Raw genomic sequence first — 12695 nt, forward strand, 5'->3', positions numbered from 1 at the left:
ACCCTCTGGAAACGGTGATACGGGGGGGCACCCCCTCCGGGGGAGGGACCGGGGCACAGCCCCCTGCGGGGGTACCCCTACAACACGGCCGCCTTCTCCCGATAGGCCCGGACCGCCGCCGCGTCCCGGTAGGGATCGAGCCGCCGCTCGAACTCCCGCACGTACTCCACGGCCCGAACCGACCGCATCTCGGCCGCCGCCTGAGCCGCCTCCGCCCCCAGGGCGCACGCCTGCTCCAACTCCCCGAGCCCCAGCCGCGCGGCGGCCAGCACCACCCGGCAGAAGAGCCTGCTCCGCGCGTACGCGGGCGCCCGCAGTTGGAGGGATCTCTCCGCGTGCTGCGCCGCCGCCCGCCACTGCTGGAGATCGCGGTGGCAGTGCGCGAACTCGTCCGCGAGCTCCGCCTCGTCGAAGAAGCGGATCCAGTACGGCACGTCGTCCGAGGGCCGGGCCGTCTCCAGCGCCCGTTCGGCGCGGGCGAGCGAGGCCGAGCAGGCCCGCACCTCGCCGAGCACCGCGTGCCCGCGCGCCTCCACGGCGTGCAGCAGGGACTGCACGACGGGGGGTGCCCCGGATCCGACGCCCTGCTGGGCGACGCGGGCGAGCTGCACCGCCTCCCGGCCGTGGCCGAGGTAGACGGCCTGGCGGCTCATGGTCACCAGGACGTAGCTGCCGTACGCCCGGTCGCCCGCGGCCTGCGCCAGGCGCAGCGCCTGGACGTAGTAGCGCTGGGCGAGCCCGTGGGCGGCGATGTCGTACGAGGTCCACCCGGCGAGCCGGGTGAGGTCCGCGGCGGCGCCGAACAGCCGGCGTCCCGTGGTCTCGCCGTACGTGCCGCGCAGCATCGGCTCGGCCTCGTGCTCCAGGTACCGGACGAGCGCCTGTCTCGCGTGCCCGCCGCCGTACGCGTGGTCGAGCGTGCGGAAGAGCTCGCCGACGGAGCGCAGGGCCGCGATGTCGCCCATGGAGACGCGGCTCCCGGGCGCCCGTTCGGCGCGCTGCCGGGGCACCGTCGGCCGGCCGGGGGGCCGCTCGCCGGCCCGGCCGCCGTCGCCCGGCGGCCCGCCCGTGCCCGGCCCTTGGCCGCCCGGAGCGCCGGGGGATCCGGCGGCCCCGGGGGGCGGGGCGGGTTGGCGCGCCACTCGGTCGTCGGCGCGTCCGATCAGCCAGTCGCGGCTGGGCACCACCAGCCCCGCGGGCGTGAACGCGATCTTCCGTAGCTCGGTGTGGCTGCCCGAGTCCTTGCGCCACAACCCGCTCACGATGTCAATGGCCTCCGCCGGCGATGCGGCGAATTCCAGCCCGGCGTACACCGGCGCACACGCGTCGAGCCCGAGATCCTGCGCGGACAGCCGCCGTCCCAGCCGCCGGGTGAAGACCTCGGCGATCAACGCCGGCGTCGTACCGCGCGGCTGCTGGCCGCGGAGCCACCGGGTGACGGAGGTCTTGTCGTAGCGCAGGTCGAGGCCGTGCTCCAGCCCTAATTGATCGACGCGACGTGCGAGCCCCGCGTTGGAGAAGCCGGCCTCCGCGATGAGCGCGGCTAGCTGGCGGTTGGGAATGCGCTGTGGGGGTCGTTCCGTCATCAACCTGCCCGGTCTCCCTGATCGCCATTCTGGGAACGGCGTGAATTTAGCGGTCCCCGCCGCCCTGAACGCCACCTTCGCCCCGCATTCATCCGATCGTGTGAGGACAGATCAGAGACAGATCAAATAGGCACGGAAAAGCGCCGCCAGACGATCTTGTAAGGGGCTCGACCGCAGTCCATTCGGAGGCCGCCGTACAGTGGCTGGGGCACGGGGCGCGTCCGGGACGTACGCCCCCGTGGCCACCAGGGGTTCGAGGGAACCGACGAGGACGGGAAGAGGAGCCGCCGTGAGTGAGCTGCGGTTTGTCCATCTGGGCTTCGGCGCTGACGCCGTCGAGTACCAGGAGGCGTGGCAGGAGCAGCGCCGCGTGCACGCGGCCCGGTTCGCGGACGAGGTCCCGGACACCTGCCTGCTGCTGGAGCACCCGGCGGTCTACACGGCCGGACGGCGCACGGAGGACAGCGAGCGCCCCCTGGACGGGACGCCGGTCGTCGACGTAGACCGCGGCGGCAAGATCACCTGGCACGGTCCGGGGCAGCTCGTCGGCTACCCGATCCTGAAGCTCCCGCGCCCGGTGGACGTGATCGCCCACGTGCGCCGCCTGGAGGAGGCGCTGATCCGGGCCTGCGCGGAGTTCGGACTGGCCACCACCCGGGTCGAGGGCCGCAGCGGCGTCTGGGTCCTCGGCGAGGCCCGCGAGCGGCCCGCGACGGGCGCCCTGCAGCTGGACCTTGCGGCCCCCCGCCCGGACGACGACGAGTTCGACCCCCGCCTCAGCGGCCCCGAGTACGCGCCCTCCAACGCCGGGCAGCGCGGCGAGGACCGCAAGCTCGCGGCGATCGGCATCCGCATCGCCAAGGGCGTCACGATGCACGGCTTCGCCCTGAACTGCGACCCCGACAACACCTGGTTCGACCGCATCGTGCCGTGCGGCATCCGGGACGCCGGCGTGACCTCGCTCTCGAACGAGCTGGGCCGGCGGGTCACGGTCGGCGAGGTGGTGCCGGTGGTGGAGAAGCACCTGCGCGAGGTCCTGGAGGCGGCGGAACCGCTGCCTCGGGCGGTCTAGGCGCCGGGAGGGGTCACATTTCGGCCACGGGCGGCGCGACGGGGTCTCTCGCCGTACGGAAGGCGTAGGGGGCCTCGGGGGGCCTCCTGGGGCCCCGTGGATCCCCTAGGCGTCCCGTACGGCGAGAGAAGCCCGTAAGGGACGCCCTACGGCACCTCGCCGGGAATGCGACCGACGTCTCGCCGGTTCCCCGGGCGTAAGAACGTCAGAACGAACGGGCGTACCCTGGTGTCCGCCGAAGAATCGAAGTCATAGGGAGCCGGAGTGTCCGCTGTCGCACCCGACGGACGCAAGATGCTGCGCCTTGAGGTCCGGAACGCCCAGACCCCCATCGAGCGCAAGCCCGAGTGGATCAAGACCCGGGCGAAGATGGGCCCCGAGTACACCGAGCTCCAGGGTCTGGTGAAGCGCGAGGGCCTGCACACGGTGTGCCAGGAAGCGGGCTGCCCCAACATCTACGAGTGTTGGGAGGACCGCGAGGCGACGTTCCTCATCGGCGGCGACCAGTGCACCCGGCGCTGCGACTTCTGCCAGATCGACACCGGCAAGCCGCAGGCCCTGGACCGGGACGAGCCGCGCCGCGTGGCCGAATCCGTGCGGTCCATGGAGCTCAAGTACGCGACGATCACCGGTGTGGCCCGCGACGACCTGGAGGACGGCGGCGCCTGGCTGTACGCCGAGACCGTCCGCCAGATCCACGGCCTGATGCCGGACACCGGCGTCGAGCTGCTGATCCCGGACTTCAACGCCAAGCCCGACCAGCTGGCCGAGGTCTTCTCCTCCCGCCCCGAGGTGCTGGCGCACAACGTCGAGACGGTGCCCCGGATCTTCAAGCGCATCCGCCCCGGCTTCCGCTACGAGCGCTCGCTGGAGGTCATCACCAAGGCCCGTGAGGCCGGTCTGGTGACCAAGTCCAACCTGATCCTCGGCATGGGCGAGGAGCGCGAGGAGATCACCCAGGCCCTCCGCGACCTCCACGAGGCGGGTTGCGAACTCATCACGATCACCCAGTACCTGCGCCCGTCGCCGCGCCACCACCCGGTGGAGCGGTGGGTGAAGCCGCAGGAGTTCGTGGAGCTCCAGCAGGAGGCCGAGGAGATCGGCTACGCCGGTGTCATGTCGGGCCCGCTGGTCCGCTCGTCGTACCGGGCGGGACGGCTGTACCGCCAGGCGATCGAGAAGCGGAGCGAGGCCGCGGCGTAAGGGCCGGATGTCGTGTGACGCGGTCCGGACGGTGCCCCGGTGGGCCCGTCCGGACCGCGTCAACGTTTCATAGACTTTGACCACTCGGACACGCGCTGGTAACACCAGTCGGTAACGATGTGCGCACGAACAGTCGTACGCCCATCGGATCCGTGCACGCGCACAACCCCGACCGCTCCACCCCCGAGCGCACCGCCCGACGCACGACGCGTGCGCTCCCCCGCGTACAACACCCCGCACGACGTACCGCCGCTCCCCCACCTCTCACCCTTCCGCTCACGAGAGGACACGACATGCAGGCCGCGCCCGCCCGCGCGACGACGGCGACCGCCGCGCACCCCTTCTCCGCCCTGCCGTCCACGCTCGCCGTCCGGCCGCCCTCGGTCACCGGCGCGCTGCTGGCCCTGGAGCGCCTGCTGCTGCGCGGCGGCCAGCGCACCGCCCGCCGCAACGCGTGGACCGCGGTCCTGGAGGACCGCCGCCGGGCCAAGGACCGGCATGAGGCCCAGCACCTCCTGGAGGCCGCGGCGGCACCCGGCCCGCAGGCCAGGTAGGCCCGCGGAAGCGGGGGCCGCGGCGGGCTCCCGGCCCGGTAAGCTCCCGGCCCCCGGGGCACGTAAACTTCGCCATATGGCGAGGAAGGAAACATCCGAGAACCCCGGGCGACTGAAGCAGATCGCCCTGACCTACAAGATGACCAAGAAGGTCGATTCGAAGGTCGGTCTTGTCGTCGCGGGCGTGGGCATCGTCACCTTCGGTGTCCTCCTCGCCATCGGCTTCTGGATCGACCACCCGATCTACCTGGGCATCCTGGGCTTCCTGCTGGCCTTCCTCGCGATGGCGATCGTCTTCGGCCGCCGTGCCGAGCGTGCCGCCTTCGGGCAGATGGAGGGCCAGCCGGGCGCGGCGGCCGCCGTGCTGGACAACATCGGGCGCGGCTGGACGACGACTCCGGCGGTGGCGATGAACCGCAATCAGGACGTCGTCCACCGGGCGGTCGGCAAGGCCGGGATCGTGCTGGTCGGCGAGGGCAACCCGAACCGGCTGAAGGGCCTGCTGGCCGCCGAGAAGAAGCGGATGGCGCGCATCGTGGCCGAGGTGCCGGTGCACGACATCGTGGTGGGCACCGGCGAGGGCCAGGTGCCGCTGAAGAAGCTCCGCACCACGCTGCTGAAGCTGCCCCGGGTGCTGCCGGGCGCGCAGGTGACGGTCGTGAACGACCGGCTGCGGGCGCTGGGCGACCTGATGAGCAACATGCCGATCCCGAAGGGTCCGATGCCCAAGGGCATGCGGATGCCGAAGGGCCGCTGACACGGACGGCGCGAAAGGCGCGGACGGAATGAGGGCGGGGCGGGACCGATACGGTCCGGCCCCGCCCTCACTCCGTTTCCGGCCTGGTGCGCCCTCACTCCGTTTCCGGCCTGGCGCCCGGACGCCGCGCGCCGGGCCCGGCGCCGGACACCGCCCGATTCCCGACCGGACGCCATTCCCGGCCTGATGCCGAAATCCCGCATCCGGCCGGCTGGAACCCCTGGAACCGCACCTGAACTAGAACCGCACTGGATGCCTAGAACCGCACCTGAACCGCCTTGGCGAGCCGGTCGTGCAGCCCGCGGGTGTCCCGGTCCCAGATGACGGCCGGGATGACGATCACGAGGAGCACACTGCGCAGCAGGGCCTTCGGGAACGTGAGCCGGTCGCCGGTCTCCCCGATGACCCGGATGCGGAGCAGCCGCTTCCCGGGGGTGAAGCCGACCGTGCCGACGGTGAGGACGCTGAGCAGGAAGAAGACCAGCAGCGCCCAGTTGCCGGCCCGGTGGATGTCACCCCGGGCGAAGAGGCCGTACGCGATGAGCATGCTCAGGCCCCAGTCGATGAAGATCGCGGCGAACCGCCGTCCGAGCGGGGCGACGGAGCCCGGCCCGTGCTCCGGCAGCCCGAGCTGTTCCCCGCGGTAGCCGAAGTCGATGCCCATCTGCTCCGCCGCCGCGCGGGGGCCGGAGAGCCACGAGCCGATTGCTTGCCTTTTGTCCACCGGACCACGGTACTGGGAAGGCTTGCGATCACTACCGGCCGGGTAGGCGTCGGCGCGATTCGATCATCATTTCGCGGCGCTCCGGTTAACCTCGGCGAAACAAATGGGTCATGCTTGGGAAATCCGGTCTCTCTAGGGTCGGCCGCAGCACCACCGAAGCAATCCCCGACCGCTGGCGGCCGGGCTAGGAGGGTTGGATGTTCCAGAACGGCGACGACGCCAAGAAGTTCATCAAGGACGAGGACGTCAAGTTCGTCGATGTCCGTTTCTGTGACCTGCCGGGTGTGATGCAGCACTTCACCATTCCGGCGGCGGCGTTCGACCCGGCCGAGGAGCTGGCCTTCGACGGTTCGTCGATCCGCGGCTTCCAGGCCATCCACGAGTCCGACATGGCCCTGCGCGCGGACCTGTCCACCGCGCGCGTGGACCCGTTCCGCCGGGACAAGACGCTCAACATCAACTTCTTCATCCACGACCCGATCACCGGCGAGCAGTACAGCCGTGACCCGCGGAACGTGGCGAAGAAGGCCGAGGCGTACCTCGCCTCCACCGGTATCGCGGACACCGCGTTCTTCGGCCCCGAGGCCGAGTTCTACGTCTTCGACAACGTGCGTTTCGAGACGTCGGCGAACCAGTCCTTCTACCACATCGACTCCGAGGCAGGCGCCTGGAACACCGGTGCGGTGGAGAACAACCGCGGTTACAAGGTCCGTTACAAGGGCGGCTATTTCCCGGCCCCGCCGGTCGACCACTTCGCCGACCTCCGCGCCGAGATCTCCCTGGAGCTGGACAAGGCCGGCCTCCAGGTCGAGCGCCAGCACCACGAGGTGGGCACCGCCGGCCAGGCGGAGATCAACTACAAGTTCAACACCCTCCTCGCCGCCGCCGACGACCTGATGCTCTTCAAGTACATCGTGAAGAACGTCGCCTGGCGCAACGGCAAGACCGCCACCTTCATGCCCAAGCCGATCTTCGGCGACAACGGCTCCGGCATGCACGTCCACCAGTCCCTGTGGAACGGCGGCGAGCCCCTCTTCTACGACGAGCAGGGCTACGCGGGCCTCTCGGACACCGCCCGCTACTACATCGGCGGCATCCTCAAGCACGCCCCGTCGCTGCTGGCCTTCACCAACCCGACGGTGAACTCGTACCACCGCCTGGTCCCCGGCTTCGAGGCCCCGGTCAACCTGGTCTACTCGCAGCGCAACCGCTCCGCGGCCATGCGCATCCCGATCACGGGCTCCAACCCGAAGGCCAAGCGCGTCGAATTCCGCGCCCCGGACCCGTCCTCGAACCCGTACCTCGCCTTCTCGGCCCTCCTCCTGGCCGGCCTCGACGGCGTCAAGAACAAGATCGAGCCCGCCGAGCCGATCGACAAGGACCTCTACGAGCTCGCCCCCGACGAGCACGCCAACGTCCCCCAGGTCCCCACCTCCCTCCCCGCCGTCCTCGAAGCCCTCGAGGCCGACAACGAGTACCTCCAGGCCGGCGGCGTCTTCACGTCCGACCTGATCGAGACCTGGATCGACTACAAGCGCACGAACGAGATCGCCCCGATGCAGCTCCGCCCGCACCCGCACGAGTTCGAGCTGTACTTCGACCTCTAGGTCGAGGGGCTTCATGTGCACGGCCGTCACTCCGCTCCGGGGTGGCGGCCGTTGCCGTGAGGGCTCCGCACGGAGCAAGCGAAGCTACGCAGCGGGCGGCTCAGGGATGCGCCAGGTAATCCGGAATCGCTCGGCGTCAGGAAGCCCGAACGGACCTGCGGGGCTGATCTGCTTGATCAGGTAGCCGAAGACCATGTGCTGGGCTTCCTCGGACACCTCATTCCAGGTGTCCGGGGTCACAATCATCACTTCACGCATCAGGCTCAGGTCGGATTCGTTCTCCAGCATCTCCGCCCGGTCGTCCCGGTCCATCGTCTCGTCGGCGTGCATGGCACGGATCGACGCTGCGAGGAGGTTCGGCTCGCGGCTCAGCCGCCTGAGAATCTCCTGACAGCCGTACCGAAAGGCCGCGTACGCTTCCATGGCCTCCCGGTCAGGATTGCGGTACCCGTACGGCGCACCCTCCTCCGCTCCCACGTAGTCGCCCTTCAGCATGTGCAGCAAGACCCGCAGGGTGTGTTCGGCTCCCTGCTCCTCTATTTGCTTCACTGTTGTCCGGATCCAGTCGTCCTCTGAGACCAGTGGTTCGTGTGGAACAGCAAGCGACGGATGGATCTGAATGGCGTAGAAGGGGTTCAGAACTGCACCCATGACCAGCTCCGGCGTCCATTGGCCGTCCTCGCCTCCCCATCCGCCGTTGACGAGCTCCTGAAACGATTTCAACGCGCCCGACTCGCCCTCGCGGATCGCGCGCCATAGCGGCAGGAATCGGGCCGTCTCCGATTCCTGGTCCCGGGGCGGACTGCACAGGCCGGCCAACACCATGACGATGTCGTGGACGGTTTCCCAGCGCGGCACTCGTATCCCGTTGACGGCGGAACGCACACTCTCATGGCTGGCTGCCGACAGCCGGTCGTCGCGACTGCGGATGAGCGTGCTCACCTTCCGGAAGCTCAACCGGCCCGCCGCCCGGTGCAACTCCTGCAGCGCTTCGACCAAATCTCGGTGAGCGCCTTTCGGGTGGGGTGAAGCGTCGGAAGCGGCCATGCGCATCCTCCCTGGTCGGGGTGTCAAGTTTCGCCAACACCATAGAACCCGCAGGCCGGCGCCAGTCAGCTTTCGTCAAGTTCGCCGTCCAGCACGCCAAACCGTGACTCACGGTCGAAAGGCGAGGTGAGCATGGGGGTGGCGCCGCTGGAGCGCCGTCATCCGAGGAGTTGCCACATATGCACATCCCTGCCTACGCACATGTCACGATCCGCGCAGCCCTGCCTGCCGTGCCCACGTCACGGCAGGTGGGCGGTCTGGACTGCTGCCTGTGCGACAAGCCATTCGGCAAGGACCTCGCGGCCATACCGCTCGGGCCGACACCGACATCCGGGCTGTTCGGCTGCCGCCCTTGTCTGACCCGGTTGGTCACCCGGGCGCGGCGGGACCGCGACGCTGCTCGGACCTGGGACGCCAAGCGGGCCCGCGAGGAGTCCGAGGTCTGGCTTCCGGCGCGTGAGCGGCATCTCGCACGGCTCGATGGGGTGCGGCGAGCAGCGGAGGCCGTGGCCGAGCTTGCCGGGAGTGGTGAGATCGAAGCACTGCGGGTCGCCTGGCTGCTGGTCTCACTGGAGTCCGCGTACACCTGGATCCCGGAAGCGCCCGAACCGCCCGCCTCCGTGGATCGTGAGGTCTCCGAGCTAAGGGATGAGGCTTTCCGGCTCGATCTGGCCATGCTCACGGCACGGGAGGCAGTGGCGGAGCGGCTGGCTTACCACCTGATCAACGAGGCACAGCCCGAGGAGCCGGAGATGTGCGAGGAGTTCGAGTGCCCGGAAGGCTGCTCGGGCCGTCACGACTCTTCACACATCGACTGTGGTCCCGATGCCGTCTTCGATGATCTCGCCGAACACGGAATTACCGTGGAGGCGCCGCAGCCGGAACCTCTGTCACCACGACTCGCAGCTCTCTTTGAGAAGGCCGAGGCCTCGGAGGAACACGCGCCGCTTCCGAACCTCGAAGAACAGGCCCCCTCTGTCCTGGCGCACTTCGGAATCGACGCTGACGACACGGAAGCCCTGGTAAGCGCGGCGGCGGTCGGTCTCGTCGCCGCCGCCTGGCGTGAGGGACCGCTGGATGTGATCCACGCGGCCGGCGATGGGCCGAGCGACGGGGAGATCTTCGCGCAAAGCGTAGACCTCTACCGCAGGGCCCGCGCAGCGCTGCTGGCCACACGGAGCGACGGGCCCGAAGCGCTGCTCGCGTTCGTAGTTGTCGCCTCCGACGTGGACCTTCCATGGGCCGGGGGCTCATCCTTCGCACTGCGGGCGGTGTCCGAGCCCGTGGCGGAGTTCGTCCGGCACGTCGACGACCATGTCTGGTTCACCGCGAAGGTGATGCGCGAACAGGGCTGGCGCGCAGGACTGCTGCACAGAGCCATGTCGGCCGCGGTCACATACCCCACCCACTTCGGTATGCCGGGCTGGCCCGGTGCCGTCACATCGGCGATGGAACGTCTCGCCGTGCTGAACAGGTCGGGCGCGCCCGAAGTGCTGACAGACCTTTCGGCGACGGAAACCACGTTGCTCGAAGCACCCGACCGACTGGGCGTGGAAGCCCTCGACTGGATCTCCCGCAAGGCCGTATTCGGCTGATGCTTCACCCGTTGGCCCGCCCCCGAACAGGCAGGGGCCGTTAGAGCACTCATACCAAAGCGCGCTTTCATGCTCGTGCCCGGCTTGCGGAGAGTCGGTAAGCGGCGCCTTCTACGGGCCCCGGCACCCGGGGAGGCACATGGAGCGCGAAACAGAATGAAATAGCGGCCGGGGAGGTTTGAGGTATATCGACATGCCCAGAAGCACTGGCACATTAATGGCCCACCCTCCGATGCAGTTCTGGATTGATGTCGGACAGGCCACTCTCGGCATCAATCCCCCTGCCGACAGCTTCGATTCGGATAGACGCACGGAGCAGCTGCGCGGACTCTGGGCCCTGGCAGGACATCAATTCGGTGGGGGGCGCGAAACACGTGCCTACCTGGCACATCACCTGCCCGCTGGCGTCAGCCTCGCTGGCACTGGCAACCGCTCAAGAACCTGGAATCGCACACTGCGCCCTGCACTCGCGCCGGTCGGCATCCTCAGCGGCGTCACACGTATGCCCGGTGACCACATGCACGGCATGGGTCACGCCGTTCTGCCGTTGTCCAAGAGCCGCGGTGCGGCCCAGCACAAGGAAGAGGTCTCCCAGTGAAGTGGGACGACGTGACTCTCGTCATCCTCGCCGCGTTCGGCTGCGTCACACTACTGCTGACGCAGATCAGTGAGGTGCTGGCACGGCTGCCACAGATCATCCGAGCGTGGCGGCGGGTCAGGCGGGAGCTCAGCGCAGGCGCGGATCCCGCTCCTCGGAATCGCCCATCAAGGGTCACTGACCCAGGCGCCCTTACCACCGACGCAAGCGATCGCCCCCTTACGCCCGGAGGGCTCGTACCAGGACGCGACGGGGACTGACCCAGCCAGCCGTACCGCTGGTGAGCCCGCTTCAGACCGTCAAGGCGGCGACTTGAGCGGACAACACGGCCCGCCATCCCCTGGCCGGGGTGGCGGGCCTCCTTCCGCCTCGCACCCCGCATCGGGGAATGATCCGGGCCCGGTGGAACGCGGGTTCACTCAGACGAGTTCCGGTTGCGGTTCCGGGTGCTGGGGTTCCGGTTCCAGGGTCGGGAGGGCGGGTTTTGCGTCCCACTGGCGGGTGACGCGGAGGTAGGCGTAGATGACCGAGAGCGTGGCCAGGATGAGGAGGGGGCCGAAGATCCAGGGGTGTTCGGCCATGGTCAGGGGGAGGAAGCGGTACGAGAGGAGGAACGCGGTGAAGACCGTCGTGCCGTAGGCGATCAGCAGAATGCCCGAGCGGTCCGGGCCGCGGTCGAAGAGGCGCACGCCCGCCTCGATGGTGAGCGCGAAGACCACGCCGGCGATGACGTCCGCGCCGTAGTGGTAGCCGAAGCCCAGGGTCGCGCTGATGGTGGCGGCCAGCCAGAACGCGCCGCCGTAGCGCACCCAGCGGGCACCCTTGCGGGAGTGGATGAAGATCGCGGTGGCCCAGGCGGTGTGCAGGCTGGGCATGCAGTTGCGCGGGGTGAGGGTGTCGTACGTGAAGGCGTGCGGGATGCCGATCGACGGTGGCGTGTGCGGCCAGATGTTGGCCGTCGCCCACTCGACGCCGCCGGTGCCGGAGGTGCCCGGGCCGTAGGCGAAGACCGGTCCGACCACGGGGAAGAGCATGTAGAACGCCGGGCCGACCAGCCCGATCACCAGGAACGTGCGCACCAGGTGGTGGGTCGGGAAGCGGCGCTCGGCCGCCACGTTGCGGAGCTGGTACAGCGCGACGACGATCGCCGCCACAGCGAGGTGCGCGTAGACCAGGTCGAGGATGTGATCACCGATCGGCTCGGTGGCTTTGAGGATGCGGCCCGCCACCCATGACGGGTTGCCGAGCGCGTGGTCGGCGGTCGCCACGTACTGGTCGAGCACCGACGGACGGGTCTCCCACGTGATCATGAGCCAGGTGTCGCCGATCTTGCGGCCGGCCACCAGCAGCAGGCCCAGCCCGACGCCCTTCAGCAACAGGACGCGTTCCCGGCCGCTACGGCGCGTGATGGCGACTACGGCGACGCCCAGCATCGCCCACAGCGCACCGTTGCCGAAGTAACGGCCGTCGGTCACCTTGACGTCGGCCGCCCACCGTCCGAGGACGAAGACGACGTCGATGCCGATCGCGAAGGCGGCCGCGATGAACCGCTGACGCCAGGTGAGTACCACCATGGTCAGCGCCAGGCCGGCGTACAGCGGGCCCGGCTTGGGCGGGAAGACGAGTTCCTTCGCCTGGGTGACCAGGGGCCCCGGTTCGCCGCCGTAGCGACGCGCGGCGAACTCCAGCGCGATGAGGAATCCGAGCGTCACCACCCCCGCCACGGCCCACAGGATCACCCGCGGTTGCCGCCACGCGGCGAACTTGCCTTTGCTGCTTATTCGCGCGAACACTCAGAACACTATAGACGTCAACTGTTCGGATGATTTGGTGGGATCTGTGGGGGTGTGGGTGAGTGGGCGGTTGGCGGTCTTTTTGTTGCTTTCTGGATATGAACCGTGACGGTCGGTGAGGGTGGGGTGGGTGGTAAATGGCGGAGGGGGGGGGGGGGG

The 12695-nt window shown here is 69.3% G+C and carries 11 protein-coding genes; 7 read left to right on the plus strand and 4 right to left on the minus strand.

The genetic code is table 11. From position 1 onward, the window contains the following. Positions 1-77: 77 nt before the first annotated feature. Positions 78-1586, minus strand: a complete 1509-nt coding sequence (locus ACSNOK_RS23070) for a regulator (protein WP_436782663.1) — start codon at positions 1584-1586, stop codon at positions 78-80. 289 nt (positions 1587-1875) lie between these two features. On the opposite strand from ACSNOK_RS23070, the gene lipB reads away from it, so the two are divergent. The 4 genes from lipB to ACSNOK_RS23090 all read left to right on the plus strand — a co-directional run bounded on the left by lipB (position 1876) and on the right by ACSNOK_RS23090 (position 5172). Beyond that, positions 1876-2658: a lipoyl(octanoyl) transferase LipB gene (gene lipB, locus ACSNOK_RS23075; RefSeq protein WP_436782664.1), complete on the plus strand. Its 783-nt coding sequence runs from the start codon at positions 1876-1878 to the stop codon at positions 2656-2658. Between the two features lie 264 nt (positions 2659-2922). Continuing rightward, a complete protein-coding gene (gene lipA, locus ACSNOK_RS23080) occupies positions 2923-3861 on the plus strand; it encodes a lipoyl synthase (RefSeq protein ID WP_004955063.1) in 939 nt (312 codons plus the stop codon). Between the two features lie 293 nt (positions 3862-4154). Then, positions 4155-4415 carry an SCO2195 family GlnR-regulated protein gene (locus tag ACSNOK_RS23085; RefSeq protein ID WP_436782665.1) on the plus strand — a complete coding sequence of 87 codons (261 nt, stop codon included), beginning with the start codon at positions 4155-4157 and terminating at the stop codon, positions 4413-4415. Between the two features lie 76 nt (positions 4416-4491). Further along, on the plus strand, positions 4492-5172 hold the full coding sequence (locus tag ACSNOK_RS23090; RefSeq protein ID WP_436782666.1) for a DUF4191 domain-containing protein: 681 nt from the start codon (positions 4492-4494) through the stop codon (positions 5170-5172). Positions 5173-5428: 256 nt separating this feature from the next. Here ACSNOK_RS23090 and ACSNOK_RS23095 read toward each other — a convergent pair whose 3' ends face one another. After that, the gene (locus ACSNOK_RS23095) at positions 5429-5896 is read right to left on the minus strand and encodes an RDD family protein (protein ID WP_436782667.1); all 468 of its coding nucleotides are present in this window, start codon (positions 5894-5896) and stop codon (positions 5429-5431) included. Between the two features lie 197 nt (positions 5897-6093). Here ACSNOK_RS23095 and glnA point away from each other — a divergent pair, with 197 nt between their 5' ends. Continuing rightward, on the plus strand, positions 6094-7503 hold the full coding sequence (gene glnA, locus ACSNOK_RS23100; RefSeq protein ID WP_436782668.1) for a type I glutamate--ammonia ligase: 1410 nt from the start codon (positions 6094-6096) through the stop codon (positions 7501-7503). Between the two features lie 84 nt (positions 7504-7587). Here glnA and ACSNOK_RS23105 read toward each other — a convergent pair whose 3' ends face one another. Then, on the minus strand, positions 7588-8550 hold the full coding sequence (locus ACSNOK_RS23105; RefSeq protein WP_436782669.1) for a hypothetical protein: 963 nt from the start codon (positions 8548-8550) through the stop codon (positions 7588-7590). A 179-nt stretch (positions 8551-8729) separates the two neighbouring features. Here ACSNOK_RS23105 and ACSNOK_RS23110 point away from each other — a divergent pair, with 179 nt between their 5' ends. Together ACSNOK_RS23110 and ACSNOK_RS23115 are read left to right on the plus strand one after the other, a co-directional pair. Then, positions 8730-10145, plus strand: a complete 1416-nt coding sequence (locus ACSNOK_RS23110) for a hypothetical protein (protein ID WP_436782670.1) — start codon at positions 8730-8732, stop codon at positions 10143-10145. A gap of 193 nt (positions 10146-10338) precedes the next feature. Continuing rightward, entirely contained in the window at positions 10339-10743 is a 405-nt protein-coding gene (locus ACSNOK_RS23115; protein WP_436782671.1) for a hypothetical protein, read from the plus strand. A gap of 419 nt (positions 10744-11162) precedes the next feature. Here the strand turns inward: ACSNOK_RS23115 and ACSNOK_RS23120 are convergent, their stop codons facing one another. Further along, positions 11163-12479, minus strand: a complete 1317-nt coding sequence (locus tag ACSNOK_RS23120) for a phosphatase PAP2 family protein (RefSeq protein WP_436782672.1) — start codon at positions 12477-12479, stop codon at positions 11163-11165. Positions 12480-12695 lie beyond the last annotated feature (216 nt).

Source organism: Streptomyces sp. URMC 126 (genome assembly GCF_051386555.1).
Lineage (GTDB): Bacteria > Actinomycetota > Actinomycetes > Streptomycetales > Streptomycetaceae > Streptomyces.

Coding starts and splice junctions, on each gene's coding strand:
- ACSNOK_RS23090 (WP_436782666.1), top strand. CDS start 4,492: ATGGCGAGGAAGGAAACATCCGAGAACCCCGGGCGACTGAAGCAGATC.
- ACSNOK_RS23085 (WP_436782665.1), top strand. CDS start 4,155: ATGCAGGCCGCGCCCGCCCGCGCGACGACGGCGACCGCCGCGCACCCC.
- ACSNOK_RS23105 (WP_436782669.1), bottom strand. CDS start 8,550: ATGGCCGCTTCCGACGCTTCACCCCACCCGAAAGGCGCTCACCGAGAT.
- glnA (WP_436782668.1), top strand. CDS start 6,094: ATGTTCCAGAACGGCGACGACGCCAAGAAGTTCATCAAGGACGAGGAC.
- ACSNOK_RS23070 (WP_436782663.1), bottom strand. CDS start 1,586: ATGACGGAACGACCCCCACAGCGCATTCCCAACCGCCAGCTAGCCGCG.
- ACSNOK_RS23110 (WP_436782670.1), top strand. CDS start 8,730: ATGCACATCCCTGCCTACGCACATGTCACGATCCGCGCAGCCCTGCCT.
- ACSNOK_RS23115 (WP_436782671.1), top strand. CDS start 10,339: ATGCCCAGAAGCACTGGCACATTAATGGCCCACCCTCCGATGCAGTTC.